General features: G+C 29.7%; 33 protein-coding genes and 1 other RNA gene. All 34 read left to right on the top strand.

Translation table 11 applies throughout. The annotated features are described in order from the left end of the window. The first annotated feature begins 8 nt into the window (after positions 1-8). The gene (gene rpsC / locus AS160_RS05455) at positions 9-641 is read left to right on the top strand and encodes a 30S ribosomal protein S3 (protein WP_165146059.1); all 633 of its coding nucleotides are present in this window, start codon (positions 9-11) and stop codon (positions 639-641) included. Positions 642-663: 22 nt separating this feature from the next. Next, complete coding sequence (gene rplP / locus AS160_RS05450; protein WP_165146056.1) at positions 664-1,092, top strand: 50S ribosomal protein L16; 429 nt, start codon at positions 664-666, stop codon at positions 1,090-1,092. After that, positions 1,089-1,295: a 50S ribosomal protein L29 gene (gene rpmC / locus AS160_RS05445; protein WP_165146053.1), complete on the top strand. Its 207-nt coding sequence runs from the start codon at positions 1,089-1,091 to the stop codon at positions 1,293-1,295. Before rplP ends, rpmC begins: the two co-directional genes overlap by 4 nt. Before the next feature lie 6 nt (positions 1,296-1,301). Continuing rightward, a complete protein-coding gene (gene rpsQ / locus AS160_RS05440) occupies positions 1,302-1,604 on the top strand; it encodes a 30S ribosomal protein S17 (protein WP_165146050.1) in 303 nt (100 codons plus the stop codon). After that, positions 1,604-1,972, top strand: a complete 369-nt coding sequence (rplN, locus tag AS160_RS05435; RefSeq protein WP_165146047.1) for a 50S ribosomal protein L14 — start codon at positions 1,604-1,606, stop codon at positions 1,970-1,972. The genes rpsQ and rplN overlap by 1 nt, the downstream gene beginning before the upstream one ends. A gap of 9 nt (positions 1,973-1,981) precedes the next feature. Beyond that, positions 1,982-2,299 (top strand): 50S ribosomal protein L24, encoded by a 318-nt coding sequence (rplX, locus tag AS160_RS05430; RefSeq protein ID WP_165146044.1) that lies wholly within the window; start codon positions 1,982-1,984, stop codon positions 2,297-2,299. A 17-nt stretch (positions 2,300-2,316) separates the two neighbouring features. After that, the gene (rplE, locus tag AS160_RS05425; RefSeq protein WP_165146041.1) at positions 2,317-2,871 is read left to right on the top strand and encodes a 50S ribosomal protein L5; all 555 of its coding nucleotides are present in this window, start codon (positions 2,317-2,319) and stop codon (positions 2,869-2,871) included. Positions 2,872-2,885: 14 nt separating this feature from the next. After that, positions 2,886-3,071, top strand: coding sequence for a type Z 30S ribosomal protein S14 (locus tag AS160_RS05420; RefSeq protein WP_165146038.1), 186 nt, complete (start codon positions 2,886-2,888; stop codon positions 3,069-3,071). Positions 3,072-3,084: 13 nt separating this feature from the next. Then, positions 3,085-3,489 carry a 30S ribosomal protein S8 gene (gene rpsH, locus AS160_RS05415; RefSeq protein ID WP_165146035.1) on the top strand — a complete coding sequence of 135 codons (405 nt, stop codon included), beginning with the start codon at positions 3,085-3,087 and terminating at the stop codon, positions 3,487-3,489. Between the two features lie 14 nt (positions 3,490-3,503). Beyond that, complete coding sequence (gene rplF / locus AS160_RS05410; protein ID WP_165146032.1) at positions 3,504-4,058, top strand: 50S ribosomal protein L6; 555 nt, start codon at positions 3,504-3,506, stop codon at positions 4,056-4,058. A gap of 14 nt (positions 4,059-4,072) precedes the next feature. After that, positions 4,073-4,435, top strand: a complete 363-nt coding sequence (rplR, locus tag AS160_RS05405) for a 50S ribosomal protein L18 (RefSeq protein ID WP_165146029.1) — start codon at positions 4,073-4,075, stop codon at positions 4,433-4,435. A 17-nt stretch (positions 4,436-4,452) separates the two neighbouring features. Further along, complete coding sequence (gene rpsE, locus AS160_RS05400) at positions 4,453-4,986, top strand: 30S ribosomal protein S5 (RefSeq protein WP_346774425.1); 534 nt, start codon at positions 4,453-4,455, stop codon at positions 4,984-4,986. A gap of 3 nt (positions 4,987-4,989) precedes the next feature. Next, positions 4,990-5,175, top strand: a complete 186-nt coding sequence (rpmD, locus tag AS160_RS05395; RefSeq protein ID WP_165146026.1) for a 50S ribosomal protein L30 — start codon at positions 4,990-4,992, stop codon at positions 5,173-5,175. A gap of 13 nt (positions 5,176-5,188) precedes the next feature. Then, complete coding sequence (rplO, locus tag AS160_RS05390) at positions 5,189-5,644, top strand: 50S ribosomal protein L15 (protein WP_165146023.1); 456 nt, start codon at positions 5,189-5,191, stop codon at positions 5,642-5,644. After that, the gene (secY, locus tag AS160_RS05385; protein WP_165146020.1) at positions 5,644-6,921 is read left to right on the top strand and encodes a preprotein translocase subunit SecY; all 1,278 of its coding nucleotides are present in this window, start codon (positions 5,644-5,646) and stop codon (positions 6,919-6,921) included. Before rplO ends, secY begins: the two co-directional genes overlap by 1 nt. Positions 6,922-6,923: 2 nt before the next feature. Then, positions 6,924-7,583, top strand: coding sequence for an adenylate kinase (locus AS160_RS05380; RefSeq protein ID WP_165146017.1), 660 nt, complete (start codon positions 6,924-6,926; stop codon positions 7,581-7,583). Then, a complete protein-coding gene (gene map, locus AS160_RS05375; protein WP_165146014.1) occupies positions 7,580-8,332 on the top strand; it encodes a type I methionyl aminopeptidase in 753 nt (250 codons plus the stop codon). Before AS160_RS05380 ends, map begins: the two co-directional genes overlap by 4 nt. Positions 8,333-8,349: 17 nt before the next feature. Beyond that, a complete protein-coding gene (gene infA, locus AS160_RS05370; RefSeq protein WP_206528113.1) occupies positions 8,350-8,601 on the top strand; it encodes a translation initiation factor IF-1 in 252 nt (83 codons plus the stop codon). Between the two features lie 4 nt (positions 8,602-8,605). Beyond that, positions 8,606-8,722: a 50S ribosomal protein L36 gene (gene rpmJ, locus AS160_RS05365; RefSeq protein ID WP_165146008.1), complete on the top strand. Its 117-nt coding sequence runs from the start codon at positions 8,606-8,608 to the stop codon at positions 8,720-8,722. A gap of 21 nt (positions 8,723-8,743) precedes the next feature. After that, entirely contained in the window at positions 8,744-9,112 is a 369-nt protein-coding gene (gene rpsM, locus AS160_RS05360) for a 30S ribosomal protein S13 (RefSeq protein WP_165146005.1), read from the top strand. A 15-nt stretch (positions 9,113-9,127) separates the two neighbouring features. Then, positions 9,128-9,514, top strand: coding sequence for a 30S ribosomal protein S11 (rpsK, locus tag AS160_RS05355; protein WP_165146002.1), 387 nt, complete (start codon positions 9,128-9,130; stop codon positions 9,512-9,514). 21 nt (positions 9,515-9,535) lie between these two features. Further along, positions 9,536-10,165, top strand: a complete 630-nt coding sequence (gene rpsD / locus AS160_RS05350) for a 30S ribosomal protein S4 (protein WP_165145999.1) — start codon at positions 9,536-9,538, stop codon at positions 10,163-10,165. Positions 10,166-10,251: 86 nt separating this feature from the next. Further along, the gene (locus AS160_RS05345; RefSeq protein ID WP_165145996.1) at positions 10,252-11,304 is read left to right on the top strand and encodes a DNA-directed RNA polymerase subunit alpha; all 1,053 of its coding nucleotides are present in this window, start codon (positions 10,252-10,254) and stop codon (positions 11,302-11,304) included. A 5-nt stretch (positions 11,305-11,309) separates the two neighbouring features. After that, positions 11,310-11,717 carry a 50S ribosomal protein L17 gene (gene rplQ / locus AS160_RS05340; protein ID WP_165145993.1) on the top strand — a complete coding sequence of 136 codons (408 nt, stop codon included), beginning with the start codon at positions 11,310-11,312 and terminating at the stop codon, positions 11,715-11,717. Positions 11,718-11,926: 209 nt separating this feature from the next. Then, positions 11,927-13,183 carry a transcription termination factor Rho gene (gene rho, locus AS160_RS05335; RefSeq protein WP_165146366.1) on the top strand — a complete coding sequence of 419 codons (1,257 nt, stop codon included), beginning with the start codon at positions 11,927-11,929 and terminating at the stop codon, positions 13,181-13,183. A gap of 19 nt (positions 13,184-13,202) precedes the next feature. Beyond that, complete coding sequence (locus AS160_RS05330; RefSeq protein WP_165145990.1) at positions 13,203-13,949, top strand: alpha/beta hydrolase; 747 nt, start codon at positions 13,203-13,205, stop codon at positions 13,947-13,949. Positions 13,950-14,047: 98 nt separating this feature from the next. Continuing rightward, the gene (locus AS160_RS05325) at positions 14,048-15,310 is read left to right on the top strand and encodes an amidohydrolase (RefSeq protein WP_165145987.1); all 1,263 of its coding nucleotides are present in this window, start codon (positions 14,048-14,050) and stop codon (positions 15,308-15,310) included. Between the two features lie 2 nt (positions 15,311-15,312). After that, complete coding sequence (locus tag AS160_RS05320; protein WP_165145984.1) at positions 15,313-16,224, top strand: TIGR01212 family radical SAM protein; 912 nt, start codon at positions 15,313-15,315, stop codon at positions 16,222-16,224. Between the two features lie 9 nt (positions 16,225-16,233). Continuing rightward, positions 16,234-16,558: RNase P RNA component class A (gene rnpB / locus AS160_RS05315), an RNA gene on the top strand. A gap of 95 nt (positions 16,559-16,653) precedes the next feature. Further along, a complete protein-coding gene (locus AS160_RS05310) occupies positions 16,654-17,817 on the top strand; it encodes a hypothetical protein (RefSeq protein WP_165145981.1) in 1,164 nt (387 codons plus the stop codon). A gap of 47 nt (positions 17,818-17,864) precedes the next feature. Then, on the top strand, positions 17,865-18,635 hold the full coding sequence (locus AS160_RS05305) for a hypothetical protein (RefSeq protein WP_165145978.1): 771 nt from the start codon (positions 17,865-17,867) through the stop codon (positions 18,633-18,635). An 11-nt stretch (positions 18,636-18,646) separates the two neighbouring features. Further along, complete coding sequence (locus AS160_RS05300; protein ID WP_165145975.1) at positions 18,647-19,828, top strand: class I SAM-dependent rRNA methyltransferase; 1,182 nt, start codon at positions 18,647-18,649, stop codon at positions 19,826-19,828. Positions 19,829-20,033: 205 nt separating this feature from the next. Then, the gene (locus tag AS160_RS05295; RefSeq protein WP_165145972.1) at positions 20,034-20,687 is read left to right on the top strand and encodes a CoA transferase subunit A; all 654 of its coding nucleotides are present in this window, start codon (positions 20,034-20,036) and stop codon (positions 20,685-20,687) included. Beyond that, complete coding sequence (locus tag AS160_RS05290; RefSeq protein WP_165145969.1) at positions 20,687-21,337, top strand: 3-oxoacid CoA-transferase subunit B; 651 nt, start codon at positions 20,687-20,689, stop codon at positions 21,335-21,337. The genes AS160_RS05295 and AS160_RS05290 overlap by 1 nt, the downstream gene beginning before the upstream one ends. Positions 21,338-21,416 lie beyond the last annotated feature (79 nt).

Here is a 21,416-nt window from a genome sequence, read left to right as displayed (position 1 = left end):
GAATATCCGTGGGTCAAAAAGTACATCCATATGGATTTAGGTTAGGAATTTCCAAACCTTGGAAGGCTAACTGGTTTAGTGATCAAAATTATGCAGAATTTTTAGAAGAAGATTTAAAAATAAGAAATTATATTAAGAATAAATATTTTGAAGCAGGTATTGGAGATATTTTAATTGAAAGACCTTCTTCAACACAAATTAATATAACAATTAAAGCAGTTAGAGTTGGTATTATTATAGGAAGAAAAGGTGCAGAAATTCAAGATTTAAAAAATGAAATAGAATCAATAGTTAATGATAGAAATGTAAGAATAAATATTGATGAAATAAAGAATCCTCAAACAGAAGCGGTATTAATTGCAGAAAATATTGCTGCGCAAATTTTAAAGAGAGCTTCATATAAAAGAGCAATGAAAAGAGCAATTTCTGCTGCATTAAAGAAAGGCGCTAAAGGAATTAAAATAATGGTTTCAGGAAGATTAAACGGTGCTGAAATTGCTAGAACAGAATGGTATATGGAAGGAAGATTACCTTTACAAACATTAAGATCCGATATTGATTATGGAACTGCTGAAGCACAAACATTGTCTGGAACAATCGGAATCAAAGTTTGGGTTTATAAAGGCGACACTCAGTTATGAACTAAAGGAGGGCGTGATGTAAATGTTAATGCCAAAAAGATATAAATATAGAAAGATTCAAAGAGGAAAAATGAAGGGCAATGCCAAAGGTGGTACTTTAGTAGACTTTGGCGATTGGGGTTTAAAAGCATTAGAACCAGCATTAATAACTTCTCAACAAATTGAAGCATGTAGGTTAGCTATGGTTAGAACATTAAAAAGAAATGGTAAAATATGGATAAAAATATTCCCAGATAAACCAATTACTTCTAAAGGAATTGGAACAAGAATGGGTAAAGGTAAAGGTGATGTAGAAGGTTGGACAGCAGTAGTAAAACCAGGAAAAGTTTTATTTGAAATTGCTGGAACAACAGATGAATTAGCAAAAGAAGCTTTATTATATGCTGCAACAAAATTACCAATTAAGACTAAAATAGTACCCAGGTACCATATAAGGGGGGAAGCAAAATGAAAAAACAAGTAGCAGAATTAATCAACTTAACAGATGATGAATTAAAAACAAAATTAGAAGAAGCAAAGAAAAAGTTATTTGAAATGAGATTCCAACATGAATTAGGTCAAATAAAAAATACTGCTTCCATAAAAATGGTAAGAAGAGATATAGCTAGAATAAAAACAATTCTCAGACAAAGGGAATTGGGTATAAGGAGGTAATGAGTAATGCCCAAGAAAACGTTAATTGGAGAAGTTGTTAGTGACAAAATGGATAAAACAGTTACAGTTTTAGTTGAAAGAAAAATAAAACATCCTATATATAAAAAATTTGTTAAAAAATCAAAAAAATTCCATGCTCATGACGAAAATAACGAATGTGGTTTAGGAGATATTGTAGAAATTGAAGAAACAAGACCATATTCAAAAACAAAAACATGGAAAGTTGTAAGAATTGTTGAAAAGAATATTTTTGCGGAAAAAAATAATGAAACACCCGAAACAGTGGAAGAACTTGGGGGTGACGAATAATGATCCAAGCTGAAAGTTATTTAAGAGCAGCAGATAACTCAGGTGCAAAAGTATTAAGAGTAATTAGAGTATTAGGTGGATTTCATAAATCAGTAGGTACTGTTGGAGATGTTGTGGTTTGTTCTGTTAGAGAAGCTATCCCTCATACAGATATAAAAAAGGGACAAGTTGTTAAAGCAGTTGTTGTTAGAACAAGTAAAGAAATCAAAAGAAAAGATGGTTCTCATATTAGATTTGATGAAAATGCTGCTGTTTTAATAGATAAAAACAATATGCCTGTAGGTACTCGTGTTTTTGGTCCAATCGCTAGAGAAGTGAGAGAAGCAGGTTACACAAAAATAGCATCTCTTGCACAAGAAGTATGGTGAGGTGAGAGCATGAAAGTGAAGAAAGGCGATTTAGTTAAAGTTATTTCTGGAAAAGATAAAGGAAAAGAAGGAAAAATTTTAAGAGTAATACCTAAATTAAATAAAATAATTGTTGAAAATGTTAATATTGTTAAGAAACACCAAAGACCAACTCAAGAATTAAGAGAAGGCGGAATAATAGAACAACCTTCTGCAATACATGCAAGCAAAGTAATGGTAGTTTGTCCAAGTTGTGGCAAACCAACAAGAGTTGGATACAGATTCTTAGAAGAAGGTAAAAAGGTAAGAATTTGTAGAAAATGTAACGAAATCATAGATAAGGTTTAATGAGGGAGGAATAGATTATGAGATATGAATACATTCCATTAAAAAATGAATATGAAAAAGAAGTAGTTCCAGCCCTCATGAAAGAATTTGGATACAAAAACATTCATGAAGTTCCAAAAATAGTTAAAATTGTAGTTAATATGGGAATTGGCGAGGGCTCAAGAAATGCTGACGTTGTTGAAAAACATGCACAAGAATTATCAACAATAACAGGTCAAAAGGCAGTTGTTACAAGAGCAAAGAAAAGTGTTGCTAACTTTAAATTAAGAGAAGGAATGCCTATTGGTGCAAAAGTAACATTGAGAAATATAAGAATGTATAACTTCTTATACAAATTGATTAATATAATTTTCCCAAAATTAAGAGACTTTAGAGGTATGAATCCTAATAGTTTTGATGGAAGAGGAAATTATACATTTGGTTTAACAGAACAATTAGTATTTCCTGAATTAAAACCTGATCAAGTAAAAAGAGTTCAAGGTATGGATATTACAATTGTTACTACTGCAAAAACAGATGAGGAAGCAAGAAAACTCCTTCAATTAATGGGCTTCCCTTTCAAGAGAGATTAAGGAGGAGGTAAATAATGGCAAAAAAATCAATGGTTGCTAGATGGAAAAAACCTAAAAAATATAAGACTAGGGAATATTCAAGATGTGTTGTATGTGGTAGGCCAAGATCAGTATATAAAGAATTTGGATTATGTAGAGTATGTTTTAGAAAATTAGCCGCGGAAGGTAAATTACCAGGCGTTAAAAAGGCAAGTTGGTAAGGAGGGAATCTTGATGTGGAGTGATCCCGTAGCAGATATGCTTACAAGAATAAGAAATGCAAACCTTGTTATGAAAGAAAGTGTAGAAGTTCCAGCATCTAATTTAAAAAGAAATATTGCTGAAATTTTAAAAAGAGAAGGATATATTTCTGATTATAAATTTATAGAAGATGGAAAACAAGGAATATTAAAAATACAATTAAAATATAAAGGTGAAAGAAAAAATAAGCAACATGTTATTCATAGTATAATAAGAGTTTCTAAACCAGGTAGAAGAGTATATGTATCAAAGGATAAAATTCCTGTTGTTAAAGGCGGAATGGGAATATCAATAATTTCAACATCAAAAGGTGTTCTAACTGACAAAGAAGCTAGAGAGCTTGGTGTTGGTGGAGAACTAATTTGTTACGTTTGGTAGGAGGTGCTGAATAAATGTCACGTATATCAAAAAATCCAATAGATATACCAAATGGAGTAGAAGTGACAGTTAACGATAATATTATTAAAGTTAAAGGTCCGAAAGGTGAATTAGCTCAAGAATATTTACCATATGTAAAATTTGTAATTGAAGATAATAAAATAAAAGTTGAAGCTAATGAAGAGTCAATGAAAAGAAAAAGCGATGAAAAAAGAATTAACATGTTCCAAGGTACTTATGCATCATTAGTAAAAAATATGATTAAAGGTGTAACAGAAGGATTTTCTAAGGAATTAGAAATTCTTGGTATTGGTTACAGAGCTGCAATGCAAGGATCTAAATTAGTCTTACAATTAGGTTATTCTCACCCTATTGAATACCTTCCGCCTGAAGGTGTTACAATTGAAGTACCAGCACCAAATAAAATAATTGTTAAAGGGATAAACAAATATTTAGTTGGTGAAGTTGCAGCAAAAATTAAAAGATTTAGAAAACCAAATGTATACTCAGGTAAAGGTATTAAATATGTTGGTGAGGTAATAATCAGAAAACAAGGTAAGAAAGTTTAAGGGAGGCTGACCAGATGATTAAACCCATTCAAAAGAAAAAGTTAAGAAGAAAAAGACATTTAAGGGTTAGAAGCAAAGTTTTTGGAACTCCTGAAAGACCAAGAATGGCAGTTTTCAAGAGTAATAAACATATATATGTTCAAATAATAGATGATACTAAAGGACATACATTAGCAGCTGCTTCTACTTTAGATAAAGATTTAAAATTAGAAAAAACATGGGATATAGAAGCTGCTAAAGAAGTAGGTAAATTAGTAGCTAAAAAAGCATTGGAAAAAGGAATAGCTAAAGTATCTTTTGATAGAGGCGGCTTCAAATATCACGGAAAAATTAAAGCATTAGCTGATGCTGCACGTGAAGCAGGTCTTGAATTTTAAGGAGGTGTGCGCAGAAAATGGCCTTAGATAAGAATTTAATGGCTTCAGCAGCTGCTGAAGAATTTGAAGAAAGAATAATTGAAATTAGAAGAGTTACTAAGGTTACAACAGGTGGAAAAAATATTTCATTTAGAGTTGTAGCTGTAGTAGGAAATAAAAATGGAAAAGTTGGTGTTGGAAGCGGAAACGCAAGAGAAGTTCCTCAAGCAATCAGAAAAGCTATCCAAGATGCAAAGAAAAATATAATAGAGGTTCCAATAAAAAATGGTACAATCCCTCATGAAGTATTAGGAAGACAAGATGCATCAAAAGTTCTTTTAAAACCAGCTGGACCTGGTACTGGTATTATTGCTTCTGCTGCAGTTCGTGCTGTAGTTGAATTAGCAGGAGTTCATAATATTCTTTCAAAAGCTTTAGGATCAACAACAGCTATAAACTTATCTAAAGCTACTTTGAATGGATTAAAAGAATTAAAATCTCCAAAAGAATATGCAGATCTCAGAGACTTGAGTGTTGCTAAGGTATTCCAAGGAGCCCATAAGGAGGGATAAGAAATGGCTAAATTAAAAATTAAACTTGTAAGAGGAAGAGCGGGAAAACATTATAGACAACTCGCCACCTTAGATGCCTTAGGGTTAAGAAAACCAAACCAAGAAGTAATAAAAGAAGATAGACCTGAAATAAGAGGTATGATAACAAAGGTACAACACCTTGTAAAAGTTGAAGAAATTGAAGAATGAGGGGGTAGCAAATATGTCTTTTAAAATATCAGACTTAAAACCCACCGAAGGATCAAGAAAGGTAGCAAAAAGAACAGGAAGAGGTTGGAGTTCTGGGTTAGGTAAAACAAGCGGTAAGGGTCATAAAGGTCAAAAAGCTAGAGGTAAAGGTAAAGTAAGACCAAGTTTTGAAGGTGGTCAAACACCATTATTTAGAAGAATTCCTAAATATGGTTTTACAAACGCTCCTTTTAAGAAGGATTATGCAGAAGTTAATATTTCTGTTTTAGAAAGCAGATTTGATGCAAATGAAGAAATAACACCTGAAAAATTATTAGAAAAGAAAATAATTAGAAAAATAAAAGATGGTGTAAAAGTATTAGGAAACGGTGAATTAACAAAACCATTAAAAGTTAAGGCACATGCATTTAGTAAAAAAGCACAAGAAAAAATAGAATCAGCCGGCGGAAGTGTCGAGGTGATTCAATAATGAAAGAAGCATTTAAAAATATGTGGAAGATCCCGGAACTCCGGGATCGTATTATATTTACATTATTAGCTTTAATAGCTTTTAGAGTAGGTATATATATTCCAATTCCCGGAATTGATTTGGCTAGATGGGAATCTTTTTTGGCAGGAGTTGGAGGAGCATCACAAGGATTTATTAGCTTTTTTGATGTATTTACTGGAGGATCTTTGAAACAATTCTCCATATTTGTTCTAAGTGTTACTCCATATATTAATGCATCAATTATTTTACAATTATTATCATCTGTAATCCCAAGTTTAAAAGAAATGTTGAGAGAAGGGGAAGAAGGAAGAAAGAAATTTGGAAAACTAACAAGACAAGTTACCTTAGGATTAGCTGTTCTTCAAGGATTCTTCCTATCTATGGGGGTAGCTGCATATAGATCAGCTAATTTAAATTATGTATTATTTCTTTTAATATCCACAGTTTCTATTGTTGCAGGTACAATGTTTTTATTGTGGTTAGGTGAAATGATTACTGAAAAAGGTATTGGTAATGGAATTTCTGTATTGATTTTTGCAGGTATTGTATCTAGATTCCCTCAATATATAGCTAGTGGTTTAGTAGGAAGATTAAGTGTATTTGAGTGGGTTATTTTAATAATCGTAGCAATAGCAGTAGTTGTAGGTACTATTTATTTACAAACATCTGAAAGAAGGATTAATGTTCAATATGCAAAAAGAGTTGTTGGAAACAAAATATATGGTGGGGCATCAACATATATACCAATAAAAGTTAATGGTGGAGGAGTTTTACCAATCATCTTTGCATCAGCAATTATGACTTTACCCTCAATGCTAGGATCTGTTACAGGTGCAGAGTGGGTAAATAGATGGTTTGGATATGGAACTCCTATTTATTTAATATTATATTCATTGTTAATTTTCTTCTTTGCATATTTCTATAATTCAGTAGTAATTGATCCAAATGATATTTCAGAAAATATTAAAAAATATGGTGGATTTATTCCTGGTATTAGACCTGGGAAACCAACAGCTGAATATATTACAAAAACTATGATGAGAGTTACATTTATTGGTGCAATATTCTTGGTAGTTATTTCATTATTACCATATATTATTAGAAGTGCATCAGGTGTAAATATTTGGATAGGTGGTACTTCAGCTCTTATTGCTGTTGGTGTATCATTAGATATTATGCAACAAATTGAAGCTCATATGATAACAAGACAATATGAAGGATTTATGAAAAAAGGTAAACTCCGCGGGAGGAGATAATTATGAGTAAACTAAATTTATTGTTTTTTGGACCTCCTGGAGCTGGTAAAGGAACAATTGCAAAAGAAGTTTCTAAACATTATAGTATTCCTCATATTTCTACAGGGGATATGCTTAGAGAAGCAGTGGCTTCAGGTAGTGAATTAGGTAAAAAAGTTAAATCAATCCTTGATAATGGACAATTAGTTCCAGATGAAATTATGTTAGATGTAATAAAAGATAGATTAGTAAAAGAAGATGTAAAAAAAGGGTTTATTTTAGATGGATTTCCAAGAACGATACCACAAGCTGAAGCATTAGAGAAAATATTAGATGAACTAAATAATCCTATTACAGGTATAATATATTTAGAAGTAGATGAAGAAACAATTGTTAAAAGAATTACTTCTAGAAGAATATGTCCTAAATGTGGTAAAATATATAATACAATTACATTGAAACCAAAAGTAGAAAATATTTGTGATATTGATGGAGCAGAGTTAATTCAAAGAGATGATGATAAAGAAGAAGTAGTAAGAGATAGATATAAGGTATACATGGAAAAAACTTACCCTGTAATAGAATTTTATAAAAAATATAATCAATTCTTTACAGTAGACGGTAGTGGTACAGTTGAAATAGTTACAAAAGAAGTGTTTAATATATTGGAAGGGATATTATGATTTTGATAAAGACACAATCTGAAGTTGATAAGATGAAGCGAGCTGGTCAGCAGCTCGCTATCCTGTTTGAAAAAATAAAGGATTTAGTAGTTGAAGGATCTTCTGCTTATGAAGTAGAGAAATATGTAAATATCTATATGAAAGAAAAAGGTTTTATTCCAACTTTTAAAGGATATGGTGGATTTCCATATGCAACATGTATATCTGTTAATGAAGAAATTGTTCATGGATTTCCGTTAAAAGAAAAAGTTTTTAAAAGCGGTGATATAGTCTCTATTGATATGGGTTTAACATTAGATGGTTATATAGCAGATGCCGCAAGAACATTTATTATTGGTGAAGTTAGCGAAGAAGTAAAAAAATTAGTTGAAATTACAGAAAAGTCTTTTTGGATAGGTATTGAACAAGCCATCCCTGGAAATAGAATTGGTGATATTGGCCATGCTATTCAAAATTATGTAGAATCATTTGGTTTTTCTATTATTAAGGATTATGTTGGGCATGGTGTTGGTAGAAAATTACATGAAGATCCTCAAATTCCTAATTATGGGGAAAAAGGTAAAGGACCATTAATTAGAAAGAGAATGACATTTGCAATTGAACCAATGGTTTCAATAGGAGATTGGAGAGTAAAGGTATTAGATGATGGATGGACTGCTATAACAGCTGATAAGTCATTATCTGCTCATTATGAAAATACAATTGTTGTAACTGAAAATGGTCCTGAAGTATTAACAATATTAGAATAGCCCGAGAGGTGATGTTCGTGGCAAAAAAAGATGATGTTATTGTAATGGAAGGTCATATTTTAGAATCTTTACCGAATGCTACTTTTAGGGTAGAATTAGATAATGGTCATATGATCTTAGCCCACATATCTGGGAAAATGAGAAAAAATTTTATTAGATTAGTTCCTGGAGATAGAGTAATAGTGGAAGTATCTATTTATGATTTAAATAGAGGTAGAATTATTAGAAGAGAAAGAATAAAGAGAAATCCAAGTAGTGAGGAGGAATGAGCAAATGAGAGTACGAGCCTCAGTCAAAAAAAGATGTGAACATTGTAGAGTTATGAGAAGAAAAGGTAGAGTATGGGTAGTATGTTCTAAAAATCCTAAGCATAATCAAAGACAAGGATAATTTTAAAGGAGGGAATTTTGAATGCCACGTATTTTGGGTGTTGAAGTACCAAATAATAAGAAGTTGTTCATTGCTCTTACATCAATATATGGTATAGGAAAACATAGAGCAATGGAAATATTAGAATCAACAGGTATTGATCCTGATAAAAGGGCAAAAGAATTAACAGATGATGAAATCAGTAAAATAACACATTATATCAACGAGCATTTTTTAGTTGAAGGTGAATTAAGACAAGAAATTCAAAAAAATATTTCTAGATTAATAGAAATAGGTTCTTACAGAGGTTACAGACATAAAAATGGATTACCTGTAAGAGGTCAAAAAACACATGCAAATGCTAGAACAAGAAAAGGTCCAAGACCTTCAAAAATCGGTAAGAAAAAGTAATAAGGAGGTTTAGCGATGGCTAGAAGAACAACAACTCAAAAGAAAAAGAAAATATCTCTAGATAAAGCTGTTGTACATATTCAATCCACTTTTAACAATACAATTATTACATTATCAGATCCATCAGGAAATACATTATTATGGGCTAGTGGAGGTACAGCAGGTTTTTCAGGAACAAAAAAAGGTACACCATATGCTTCTCAGTTAGCTGCTGATAAAATTGCTAAAGAAGCATTAAAATTTGGAGTTAAAAAGTTAGACGTTTACGTAAAAGGACCAGGTGCTGGAAGAGAATCAGCAATAAGAACATTACAAGCAGCAGGATTGGTAATTGAAAATATAAAAGATAAAACTCCAATACCTCATAATGGTTGTAGACCAAAGAAAAGAAAAGGAATGTAAGGCCTAAGAGGAGGGAATGTAATGGCAAGATATATAGGATCTCTTTGTAAATTATGTAGAAGAGAAGGATTTAAATTATACTTAAAAGGTGAAAGATGTTACTCAGATAAATGTGCTCTTGCAAGAAGACCATATGCACCAGGACAACATGGAAAACAAGCAAAAAAACCTACACAATATGGTATGCAATTAAGGGCAAAACAAGCTTTAAAAAGAATTTATGGTGTATTAGAAAGACAATTTAGAAGATACTTCGAAGAAGCATCAAGAAAAGAAGGAAATACAGGAGAAAACTTAATGAGAATCTTAGAAACAAGATTAGATAATGTAGTATATCAAATGGGTTATGCGGTAAATAGAAGAACAGCTAGACAATTAGTAAGACATGGACATTTCTTAGTAAATGGAAGAAAAGTAGATATTCCTTCATATAGGGTTAGACCAGGAGATGTAATTGAAGTGAAAGAGAAAAGTAGATCAATTTTACCAATTAAAGAAGGTATAGAATTAACACAAAAAGCTAATAGAAGATTAGATTGGATTGAAGTTGATTATAATGCATTTAAAGGAACATTCTTAAGATTGCCAACATTAGATGAAATGGAAGTACCAGTAGATTTACAAGCTATTATCGAGCTTTACTCAAAATAATATTAAGTATAATTTTTCGCTACACGCGCCTAACAAAAAGAAAGGGGGTGCACTCCAATTTAGGAAAGCTAAATTGGGGGTAATGAATGGATTTTGTAAAACCAGAAAAAATGATATTAGAATCTTTAGAAGAATCGTCAAATTTAGAATACAAATATGGAAGGTTTGTCTTGTCGCCTTTAGAAAGAGGATATGCTGTTACAATAGGTAACGCATTAAGAAGAGTATTATTATCCTCAATTCCAGGGTTAGCAATAACAAAAATAAGAATTCCTGGAAAATTACATGAATTTGATGTTATTGAAGGCGTTCAAGAAGATATTTTAGAGATAACAGTTAATTTGAAAAAAGTAGAATTGAAAGTTGTGGATTTTGATAATATTACAAACATAAAAGAACCTGTTGTTTTAAGAATAGAAAAAATGGGTCCTACTGAAATCAAAGCTGGAGATATAATTACTCCAGCAGGAATTGAAATAGCAAATCCAGAATTAAAAATAGCCACATTAAATGCGAATAAAAAATTTGAAATGGAATTATATGCTACAGTTGGAAAGGGTTTTGTTTCAACATCTGAAATGGATTTATCTAAAGATATAGAATATATATATATTGATGGGGTTTATAGTCCAGTTATCAGAGTAAACTATTTAACAGAATATGTTCGTGTTGGAAAAAGAACTGACTATGATAAATTGATTTTGGAAATCTGGACAAAAAAATCTATAGACCCAAAAGAAGCTTTAATTAAAGCTACTAAAATATTAATAGAACATTTTAATATCATTTATTCTTCTTGGAAAAGTGAAGACCTTGAACTTGCTGAACCAGAAGGAGATAATTTAGAAGTTGAAGTTTCTACATATATTGAAGAGAATGTAGAAACTGTTGAGGAAGAGTTTAAAGGCGTAAGTATTGAAATTTTAGAAACAAAAATAGATGAATTAGATTTAAGTAAAAGGGCAAAAAATTGTTTAAAAAGAGAAAAAATTCATACAGTAAGAGATATCCTTAAAAAGGATCCAGAAGAGTTAATGAGAATTAAGAATTTTGGTAAAAAATCATTAGATGAGATTCGAAAGGAATTAATTGAAAAATTCCAATTGGATTATGATGAGATCCAGAAGGGAGGAGCCTAAGTACTATGAGACATAGAGTGAAAATAAATAAATTAAGCAGATATGCTTCGCATAGGAAAGCATTATTAAAGAACTTAGCTAGAGAAGTATTTGAACATGGAAGTATTATAACAACTACAGCAAAAGCAAAGGCTGTAAGACCATTAGTTGAAAAAATATTGACAAAAGCTATAGAAGCAAATACAACTGATAATAAAGATAGAAGTGTTGCATTAAGAAGACAAATTAATAGATACTTCAATGATAAAAGATTTACAAATAAAGTTGTAGATGAAATTGCTAAAGTTTATGTAGAAAGAAATAGAACAAGTGGTTATACAAGAATTTTAAAAATAGGTTTCAGAAGAGGAGATGCTGCTGAAATATCTTTGTTGCAATTGGTAGAAACTGCTGAGAAAAAAGAAGAAAAATAATTTTATCTTAAATAATGTAGCCTCGAAGTTTTTTCGAGGCTTTTTTTATTTTTTATGGTATAATATATTATCTACTTTAAATCTTCATGTGTCTTCAAAATATCCTATCAAAAATTTTATTTATACATTTAAATAAGAGAGGTGAAAAAGTGAGTGAAAATAATGAAAGAGATATAAAGAAAGACGAAATTATTCCTATTGAGGTTGATATGGGAAAATTAAACCAAATGTCTAGAAGACAGTTATATAATTTAGCTCGAAAGTATGGAATTGAAGATTATTCAAAACTTACTGATCATGAATTGAAATTTAGAATTTTAAGTAAGCAGACAGAGTCGTATGGTTATTTTTTTCATGAAGGTGTTTTGGAAATATTACCAGATGGATATGGCTTTTTAAGAAATACACATAATTCTCTTTTAAACGGAAATGATGATGTATACGTGTCTCAATCACAAATAAAAAGATTTAATTTATCAACTGGAGATATTGTTGCAGGGCAAGTTAGACCACCCAAGGAAGGAGAAAAATTTTTTGCTTTACTTAGAGTAGAGGCTGTAAATTATCAAGATCCTGAAAAAGCTAGAGATAGAATTTCTTTTGAAAATCTTACGCCAGTTTACCCTAATGAAAGGCTTCAATTAGAGTATGACAATTCTCCTGTAAGTTCAAGAATTATAGATATTTTTTCTCCAATTGGTAAAGGACAAAGAGGACTTATTGTAGCACCTCCCAAAGCAGGAAAAACTACATTATTAAAGGATATTGCAAATTCTATTTCTATAAATAATCCTGAAACAAAAAGGATAGTATTATTAATTGATGAGAGGCCTGAAGAAGTTACTGATATACGGGAAACTGTAGATGCTGAGGTTATTGCTGCGCCATTTGATATGGATCCCCATAATCAAATAAAGGTTGCTGAAATGACATTAAATATGGCAAAAAGACTTGTTGAATTTGGACATGATGTTGTTATTTTAATGGATTCATTAACTAGATTAGCTAGAGCATATAATTTATATGTGCCACCAAGTGGTAAATTGTTAAGCGGAGGTGTCGATCCATCAGCTTTGACATTTCCTAAAAAATTTTTTGGTGCTGCTCGTAGAATAAGAGAAGGTGGTAGTTTAACCATTTTAGCGACTGCATTAGTTGAAACTGGATCTAAAATGGATGAAGTAATTTTTGAAGAATTTAAAGGTACGGGTAATATGGAATTAATTCTTTCAAGAGAATTATCTAATAAACGTATATTCCCTGCAATTGATGTTAAATTATCTGGAACAAGAAAAGAAGAATTATTATTTAGTAAAGATGAATTAAGATATTCATGGATCTTAAGAAATTGGTTGAATAATTTATCAACCGAAGAATCATTAATGGAAGTTTTAAGGCTTATGAGAAAATACGATAATAATGTTAAATTGTTTAAAGAAATAGAAAAACAAAAATTTGTAGATTAATATATTGGGGAGGGGTAGGATGTTTTTAAAGAGATTTAAAAAAACAGAAAATCCTAAAAAAACTTTTGTAATAGTACATGGACTTGGAGAGCATTCTGGAAGATATGAGTTTTTAATAGAGAGATTATTGGATTTAAATTATGAAATTATTACCTTTGACTTACCAGGTCATGGCTTGAGTGAGGGAAAAAGAGGTCATATAAAAAATATTTATAAGGTATATGATTATATTGAGGAAATAACGCCAGATAACTTTATATTATTTGGCCACAGTTTAGGTGGTTTAATAGCTTTGAGATATTCTGAATATTCTAATAAAAAGCCCAAAAAGTTAATTTTATCTTCCCCCGCAGTTGGGAAATTATATACTCCTAGTCAAAAAATATTACTTATGCTTTTTGGTTTTTTAAAAAGATTAACAATAAGTAATGGGATTGATCCTAAAGATATTTGTCATGATGATGAGGCAATTAGAAAATATATTGAAGATCCATTAGTTCACAATAAAATATCTTTTGGTTCTATAAAACAATTATTTTCAGAAGCAGAAATAGCAATAGATGAAGCTGAAAATTTAAATATGCCTATATTACTTCAATATGGAGAAATGGATAGAATAATAAATGTTGATAATTGGAAAATATTATCAGAAAAATTAAAAAATGCACATATACAAAAATATAAATATGCTAAACACGAAGTATTTAATGAACCAAAGTATAAAGAAGCATTTATATCTAACCTTTTAGAATTTATTGAAAATTAATATAATATTTATAGTAAAAATCCCCGCGTTGGGGATTTTATTATTTTATCAAAAAAAGTTAAAATAAAGGTGTTATAATATTAATTGAGGTGAGTATAATGAAAAAGCTATTGAAAAATGGATATGTATTAATGAGCGCAGATGCTGATATAAAAAAAATGGATATTTTAATAGATAATGGAATTATAGCTGAATTATCTGAAAATATAATTTTAGATGAGGTTGAAGTATATGATTTAAATAATAAATTAATAATACCAGGATTTATTAATTCTCATACACATTTAGCTATGAGTTTGTTTCGAGGAATAGGGGATGATTTAACTTTACAAGAATGGCTTTTTAATGAGATGTTTCCTCGAGAAGACTTATTAAATGATGATTTAACATATTATGGATCATTAATCTCAATTCTTGAGATGTTATCAAAAGGTGTAACAACAGTTGTAGATATGTACCTATTTATGAAAGGAACTGCTGAAGCGGTAAAAAATACTGGTATAAGAGCATTTTTAACAAGAGGATTAGGATATGATAATGAAGATGGGTGGAAAAGGAGAATAGATGAAACAAAATATTTATTTGAAAATTATCATAATAAATATAATATAAAAATAGGGTTTGGGCCTCACGCACCATATACTTGCCCTATGAATAAACTTGAAGAAGTAGCTCTATTAACAAAAGAATATGAAACTTTTACAACAATTCACTTGTATGAATCAATTAATGAAAGAGATATGTATAAATTTGAAGATATTGAAAAAACAGGGTTGTTTAAGAATAATGTAATAGCAGCACATTGTATACATGTTGATGAAAATGATATGAAAATACTCTCTAGAAATGAAGTTGCAGTTGCACATAATCCATCAAGTAATTTAAAGTTAGGAAATGGTGTTGCGCCTATATTAGATATGCTTAAACATGAAATAAATATAACTTTAGGAACAGACGGTGCAGCAAGTAATAATACATTAAATATTTGGGAAGAAATGAGATTAGCTTCACTGCTACAAAAGTCAAATGGTCCAGAAAAATTCAAAACTGAAGAAGCACTTAGAATGGTTTGGGAAAATGGAGGATATGCTTTAAATGAAAAAATAGGAAGAATAGAAGAAGAGTATAAAGCGGATTTAGCAATTATTGATTTAAATAATTTTGAAATGTATCCAGTTGACATAAATAGATTGAAATCTCATTTAGTATATTCACCTGTTAATAGAGTATATTCTACAATGGTAAATGGAGAATGGGTATATTTTAATGGTGAATATCCTAAATTAAAGGAAAATGATTATTTTGAAATTTTTCATAAGTATTATTTTGAGTTAGAAAAAAAGTTTAGAAAAGGAGAATAAATGTGTTATATAATAAACTGAGTGAGTATTTAAAGAATAAATATGGAGAAAGAGTTCAAAGATTACCAATTAATGCAGGATTCACCTGTCCTAATAAAATAGGATTAAAAGGAACTAGTGGATGTATATATTGTGAAGAAACTGGTAGTGGGTTTGCAGCATTATCTCCTAAAAATTCTATAAAAGAGCAAGTAGAATATATGATTAAGAGATATGAAGGAAGAGCAAATAAATATATGGCTTATTTTCAATCAAATACAAATACATTTGCGCCAGCTCATGTGTTGAAAAAAATATACGATTCAGCATTAATTGATGATAGAATTGTTATATTAGATATCTCAACAAGACCTGATAGTGTAGAAGATGAAAAATTAGATCTAATAGCATCGTATAAAGAAAAATTAGATGTATATCTAGAGTTTGGCCTTCAAAGTGTCAATTATAATACTTTAAAAATATTAAATAGAGGTCATACATTAGCCGAATTTATAGATGCGGTTAATCGTGCTAAAAATAGAAATATTGAAGTTATTGTTCATATGATAATTGATTTACCTTGGGATAGAGAAGAAGATATAATAGAAGGCGCAAAAATATTATCAGCTTTAAATGTTGACGGAGTAAAATTACATTCTTTGTATATTACAGAAAACACAGTGTTAGGTCAAATGTATAAAAATGGCGGGGTAAAACCTTTGTCGTTAGAAGAATTTATTAATAGAAATATATTATTCTTAGAATATCTTGATCCAAAAGTAGTAATACATAGACTTGCGGCTGATCCTCCTAAAGATAACGTTATTCATGGGAATTGGGGAATGTCAAAAATAAAAATAATTAATTTATTAGAAAAAGAAATGAGAAATAGAAACACATATCAAGGTAGATTGTTTAATTATTTAAATAGATAATTAATTATTTTAGTGGGGCGATCGGTCGCGTGACAAAATACAATTTGTCATGAGGAAAGTCCGGACTCTTAGGGCAAGGCGCCGGTTAACTGCCGGGAGGAGTGATCCTCGGAATAGGGCCATAGAGACGAAAACCGCCAATTTGGCAAGGGTGGAACGGTGAGGTAAGAGCTTCACCAGCATTAGGGTAACCTAATGGCTTGGCAACCCCCGCCTTGAGCAAGGTCAAATAGGAAGGGTAAGCTTGCCCGGCATGCAATATGCCCCTTCCAGGTAGACCGCTTAGATAAATGACCGATTAACACAGAATCCGGCTTATAGCCCCGCTTATTTTTAAATAATATATATTTTTTTTTTTTTTGAATTTTCATACAAAAATAGTATAATATATTTAAGATTATTTTAATATTATGAAAGTGAGGGGTAAATATGAAAAAGATTTTTTTAGTAAGCATATTGATGATTTTAGCAGTTTTGTCTTTTTCACAAATTGAACCTATATCACCATGGAATAGACAATTAAATCCTGCATTAATTTCATGGTCTGCAAGAAATTTTATAGAATTAAGCGCTGATATTAATTCTAATTTAATTCAAGAAAGTTTGGATTTAGAAGGAGCTTTGGATTTAAATTTATTAGGCAATCAAGGTGAATATTATGATCTTGCTGATTCAGATATTTTAGCAAGAAAAGTAGATTTTGGAATGTATGGAAAGTTAAAATTAGGAGCCTTTGTTTTAGCTCCTGAACTTTCAATTACAAATAGGGATTGGCATAATAATTCCACATTAGATTTTAGAAATTCATTGTGGATTGATGGTGGAGTTCACTTTGGTATTAAAGGAGAAGAATTTTCTTTTGGCGGTACTATTAGAAGTTCATTGCCAATATATGATGTTGTTAGAAGAAACAATGGTAGTTATTATAATTTAATAACAGCATTTCCAAGTGAAAAATACGATCTTCCATACACTTATTCTTTATTATATGATGGTCCAAAATCATTATTCAATCACATGGATACATTAATGGATAAATTAATTAATAATGGTATTCTTACTCTTGATATAGGTTTTGTAGCAGGAAAAGATTTTCCTGCTATAGGATTTGGATTAAAAGATATCCCAATTACTGAAGGTATAGGGATTTATAAATATGATGTTTTTGCAGAACCAGTATTTAGTAGAGAATATTTGGAATTCACAAGCTTTGGTTTGAGATCTGCTACTAATGAACAAGAGGTTTTCACTGAATTCAAACCTTGGAAAATGACATTCTTTATTACATTGCCAATATTATTAGATTTTGTTCCATCAATAGAATATGCCCCTGAAACAGAAGATTTTATATGGGGAGTAGCTGCAGGAAAGAGATTGTTATGGGGTATATTACCCTTCTGGGCAGAAATAAAAAATTATAATATTAATACAGATTTTGATTCATATTCTTATTGGACATTTAATGGAGGAATAGGTTTGAATATATATTTAGCAGAAGTACATGCATCATTAAGCACTCAAGCTATTAATCCAGAGAATTTATTTAATGGAAGAAATACTTCAGTAAATATTAATATATCCGTAGGATTTTAATAAAAGAACCAGGTTATCCTGGTTCTTTTGTTAGGAGGTGAATAATTATGAATAAAAAAGTAATTATCTTTATATTTTCTATTATTATATTATTGAGTTCTTGTATCAATTTTAATAGATTTGGAGATGAAATTTCTCAAGAATATGATCCTACAGTTACACTATTTAATATTAATTATAATGATTTAAAACTTGATATTAGGTATAACTATCCAGAATATGATATATTAGAATCTAATGATAAATATATGTTTTTTGCATGTATAGGTTTTAATACAAAATATATAAATAAAGATAAAATGAAAGTAGAGTTATTTAGGGATGATGATAAGGATGGAATTCCAGAAACTAAATTGCTTGACATGCTTTTGGATTGGTTTGATGAAGAAACAACATATTTTGAGTATAGAAAGTATTTAAAGGAATCAGAAGTTACTAATTATGAAAATAAGACATATGAAATAAGATATTCTGATGAAAATATATCTGGTAGATATAGATTTACTGTTGGTAGTCATTTTAAAGAAAACCCGAATGTAATAATTGATAAAAGTGTTGTAAAAAATGAAGAGTATAATTTGATTATAAATAATCTAAATAGTAAATATAATATTTATATTTTTGAACTTGACCAAAAACCAAGAGATTATGTTAATTTCAAACCAATAAATAATTGGGGTTTTCGTAGTAATTCAGTTAATTTAAAATTAAAAAAGAATGATACACAGAATATGTATTATTGGTATGATATTTTCATATTTGATAAATATCATGTTGGATATTATACTGTAAAAAAAGTTGAAAATATAGTTCAATGAGGAGAGATGAGATGGCGAATGTATATTTAGTAAAAGATATAAAATCTAGAGTATTAAATGGTCATAGTTGGATATATGAAAATGAAATAGAAAAAACAATTGGTGAATATACAAACGGAGATATAGTAGATGTATTTCATAATAAAAGGTTTATTGGTAGAGGTTATATAAATGATAATTCAAAGATTAGAGTTAGATTATTAACAAAAAAACATGAAACTATAGATTATGAATGGGTGAAAAATAAAATCAAAGATGCATATGAATATAGGAAATTATTATATAGTAATGAAAAGTCTTTTAGACTTATTTTTGGTGAAGGAGATTATTTTCCAGGATTGATTATTGATAAATTTGAAGATTATTTTGTAATTCAAATAAATACTTTAGGAATATATAAATTAAAGAATTATATTGTAGAAGCATTAATTGAGTTATTTGAACCAAAAGGTATTTTTGAGAAGGACGATGATAAAAATTCAAATATTGAAGGTTTTGAATATATAGAAGGATGGATATATAAAAATGGTCCTGAATTAATTCCATTTGAAATTAATGGAATTAATTTTTTTGCTGATACTAAAGGACAAAAAACAGGATTTTTTTTAGATCAAAGATATAATGCTTTAAGGGTAAAAGAATTAGCAAATAATAAAATAGTATTAGATGGATTTGCATATACAGGGAATTTTGGGATTCATGCTTTAATTGGCGGAGCAAAGCATGTTACTTTTTTAGATTATTCTGATAGGGCATTATATGTTTTGGAAAAAACATTAAAAGCAAATAATATATCTAAAGAAAAATATGAATTATTTGAAACTAACACCTTTGATCATTTAAGGAGATTTGAGGATGCAAATATATATTTTGATTTTGTTATTATAGATCCCCCTTCCTTAGCTAAATCTAGAAATTCTATTAATAATGCTATTAGAGGGTATAAAGAACTTAATTTAAGAGCTATGAAAATAACAAAAAATAAAGGCTTGTTTGCTACAGCATCATGCACTCAGTTAGTGTATGAAGAAGAATTTAAAAAAATAATAGTAAATGCAGCAAAAGACAACAAAATATTTTTAAAACAAATATTTAAAGGTACACAATCCCCTGATCATCCAATATTATATAATATTTTAGAAACAGAGTATTTAAAATTTTATTTATTTGAAATTGAAAATTACAAGAATTAAAAAAGCTTGGTTCTGGTGAATCAAGCTTTTTTAATTGTTTATTTGTTATTTTTTTCACTCGGTGAAAAAAATTTCATTATTTGAGATTAAAAGGTAATTAATAACTTTAAACAAGGCTAATTATATTTTATTGAGTTTTTATTATAATGTAAAAATTGATAAAATTTTCATGAAATAAATTTCATTATTATTAAGGGGTGATTAAATGAAAATAGTTAAAGCCGATGAGGCTATTTCTTTTGTTAACAATGGAGATACTGTGATGATAGGTGGATTTTTAACAATAGGAACGCCTGAAACATTAATAGATGCATTAATTGAACAAAATAAAAAAGATTTAACTATTATTTGTAATGATACTTCATATGAAGATAAAGGGATTGGTAGATTAGTATACAATAAACTTGTTAAAAAAGTTATTACTTCTCATATTGGTACAAACAAAGAAACTCAAAGACAGTTTATAGCTAAAGAATTAGAAGTTCAATTAGTACCTCAAGGAACATTAATTGAACAAATAAGAGCTGGTGGAGTGGGGTTAGGAGGTATATTAACTCCTACTGGAATTGGAACAGTTGTAGAAGAAGGAAAAGAAATAATTGAGATAGATGGGGAAAAATATATATTAGAAAAAGCCATAAGAGCAAATGTAGCCTTAGTAAAGGCTAAAAGGGCAGATCATGTTGGAAATCTTCAATTTTCATATACAGCAAGAAATTTTAATCCTATAATAGCAATGGCTGCTGATTTAGTGATTGTAGAAGTTGATGAGATCGTTCCAACAGGATCTATTAGTCCTAATGAAGTAGAAATTCCAGGAGCACTTGTTGATTATGTGGTAGTAAGGGGGAGAAAATAATGGACGCAAAAGAAAGAATAGCAAAAAGAGTTGCTAAAGAATTTAAACCTGGAAATATAGTAAATTTAGGTATAGGATTACCAACTTTAGTTGCAAATTATGTTCCTAAAGATATGAATATATTCTTTCATGGAGAAAATGGTGTTTTAGGAATAGGTTCTGAAGTAACTGAAGAGTATGCAAATGAGTATTTAACAAATGCAGGTGGAAGATATATTGACACTGTTCCAGGGGCAATGACATTTGATACATCATTTTCATTTGCATTGATAAGAGGAGGTCATCTTGACTATACAGTTTTAGGTGGTTTGCAAGTTGATGAGGAAGGGCATTTAGCTAATTGGATGGTCCCTGGTAAATTGATACCAGGTATGGGAGGAGCTATGGATTTAGTTACAGGAGCAAAAAAAGTTATTGTTGCTATGACTCATACTGCAAAAGGTAATCCAAAAATAGTAAAAAAATGCAATCTACCTCTTACATCTGTGAGGAGAGTAGATTTAATAGTAACAGAATATGCTGTAATAGAGCCTTCGGATGATGGTTTAATATTGAAAGAAATTGCTCCAGATATTACATTAGAAGAATTAAAAAAGATAACAGATGCAGAATTAATAGTTCCAGAAGATTTAAAAATTATGGAATTTTAGTCTCCGGTAATAAGTCAAGAGGGAAATAAAAAAACAATGAAAATTAACAAAGATGAAAAATAACAAGAATTCAGAATAA

The sequence above is a fragment of the Marinitoga sp. 38H-ov genome, assembly GCF_011057715.1.
In the GTDB taxonomy this organism is placed as follows: Bacteria; Thermotogota; Thermotogae; order Petrotogales; family Petrotogaceae; genus Marinitoga.
The sequence above is the reverse complement of the archived record's forward strand: the minus strand, read 5'-3'. Positions and strand labels throughout refer to the sequence as shown.

Excerpts from the sequence above, each read along its gene's own strand:
- AS160_RS05380 (WP_165146017.1), top strand. The coding sequence starts at position 6,924 with ATGAGTAAACTAAATTTATTGTTTTTTGGACCTCCTGGAGCTGGTAAA.
- map (WP_165146014.1), top strand. The coding sequence starts at position 7,580 with ATGATTTTGATAAAGACACAATCTGAAGTTGATAAGATGAAGCGAGCT.
- rpsH (WP_165146035.1), top strand. The coding sequence starts at position 3,085 with ATGTGGAGTGATCCCGTAGCAGATATGCTTACAAGAATAAGAAATGCA.
- AS160_RS05295 (WP_165145972.1), top strand. The coding sequence starts at position 20,034 with ATGAAAATAGTTAAAGCCGATGAGGCTATTTCTTTTGTTAACAATGGA.
- AS160_RS05310 (WP_165145981.1), top strand. The coding sequence starts at position 16,654 with ATGAAAAAGATTTTTTTAGTAAGCATATTGATGATTTTAGCAGTTTTG.
- AS160_RS05345 (WP_165145996.1), top strand. The coding sequence starts at position 10,252 with ATGGATTTTGTAAAACCAGAAAAAATGATATTAGAATCTTTAGAAGAA.
- AS160_RS05290 (WP_165145969.1), top strand. The coding sequence starts at position 20,687 with ATGGACGCAAAAGAAAGAATAGCAAAAAGAGTTGCTAAAGAATTTAAA.
- secY (WP_165146020.1), top strand. The coding sequence starts at position 5,644 with ATGAAAGAAGCATTTAAAAATATGTGGAAGATCCCGGAACTCCGGGAT.
- AS160_RS05330 (WP_165145990.1), top strand. The coding sequence starts at position 13,203 with ATGTTTTTAAAGAGATTTAAAAAAACAGAAAATCCTAAAAAAACTTTT.
- AS160_RS05325 (WP_165145987.1), top strand. The coding sequence starts at position 14,048 with ATGAAAAAGCTATTGAAAAATGGATATGTATTAATGAGCGCAGATGCT.
- rpsD (WP_165145999.1), top strand. The coding sequence starts at position 9,536 with ATGGCAAGATATATAGGATCTCTTTGTAAATTATGTAGAAGAGAAGGA.
- rpsK (WP_165146002.1), top strand. The coding sequence starts at position 9,128 with ATGGCTAGAAGAACAACAACTCAAAAGAAAAAGAAAATATCTCTAGAT.
- rplQ (WP_165145993.1), top strand. The coding sequence starts at position 11,310 with ATGAGACATAGAGTGAAAATAAATAAATTAAGCAGATATGCTTCGCAT.
- rpmC (WP_165146053.1), top strand. The coding sequence starts at position 1,089 with ATGAAAAAACAAGTAGCAGAATTAATCAACTTAACAGATGATGAATTA.
- rpmJ (WP_165146008.1), top strand. The coding sequence starts at position 8,606 with ATGAGAGTACGAGCCTCAGTCAAAAAAAGATGTGAACATTGTAGAGTT.
- rho (WP_165146366.1), top strand. The coding sequence starts at position 11,927 with ATGGGAAAATTAAACCAAATGTCTAGAAGACAGTTATATAATTTAGCT.
- rpmD (WP_165146026.1), top strand. The coding sequence starts at position 4,990 with ATGGCTAAATTAAAAATTAAACTTGTAAGAGGAAGAGCGGGAAAACAT.
- AS160_RS05300 (WP_165145975.1), top strand. The coding sequence starts at position 18,647 with ATGGCGAATGTATATTTAGTAAAAGATATAAAATCTAGAGTATTAAAT.
- rpsE (WP_346774425.1), top strand. The coding sequence starts at position 4,453 with ATGGCCTTAGATAAGAATTTAATGGCTTCAGCAGCTGCTGAAGAATTT.
- rplF (WP_165146032.1), top strand. The coding sequence starts at position 3,504 with ATGTCACGTATATCAAAAAATCCAATAGATATACCAAATGGAGTAGAA.
- AS160_RS05305 (WP_165145978.1), top strand. The coding sequence starts at position 17,865 with ATGAATAAAAAAGTAATTATCTTTATATTTTCTATTATTATATTATTG.
- rplR (WP_165146029.1), top strand. The coding sequence starts at position 4,073 with ATGATTAAACCCATTCAAAAGAAAAAGTTAAGAAGAAAAAGACATTTA.
- rplX (WP_165146044.1), top strand. The coding sequence starts at position 1,982 with ATGAAAGTGAAGAAAGGCGATTTAGTTAAAGTTATTTCTGGAAAAGAT.
- AS160_RS05420 (WP_165146038.1), top strand. The coding sequence starts at position 2,886 with ATGGCAAAAAAATCAATGGTTGCTAGATGGAAAAAACCTAAAAAATAT.
- rplE (WP_165146041.1), top strand. The coding sequence starts at position 2,317 with ATGAGATATGAATACATTCCATTAAAAAATGAATATGAAAAAGAAGTA.
- rplO (WP_165146023.1), top strand. The coding sequence starts at position 5,189 with ATGTCTTTTAAAATATCAGACTTAAAACCCACCGAAGGATCAAGAAAG.
- rpsM (WP_165146005.1), top strand. The coding sequence starts at position 8,744 with ATGCCACGTATTTTGGGTGTTGAAGTACCAAATAATAAGAAGTTGTTC.
- rpsQ (WP_165146050.1), top strand. The coding sequence starts at position 1,302 with ATGCCCAAGAAAACGTTAATTGGAGAAGTTGTTAGTGACAAAATGGAT.
- rplN (WP_165146047.1), top strand. The coding sequence starts at position 1,604 with ATGATCCAAGCTGAAAGTTATTTAAGAGCAGCAGATAACTCAGGTGCA.
- rplP (WP_165146056.1), top strand. The coding sequence starts at position 664 with ATGTTAATGCCAAAAAGATATAAATATAGAAAGATTCAAAGAGGAAAA.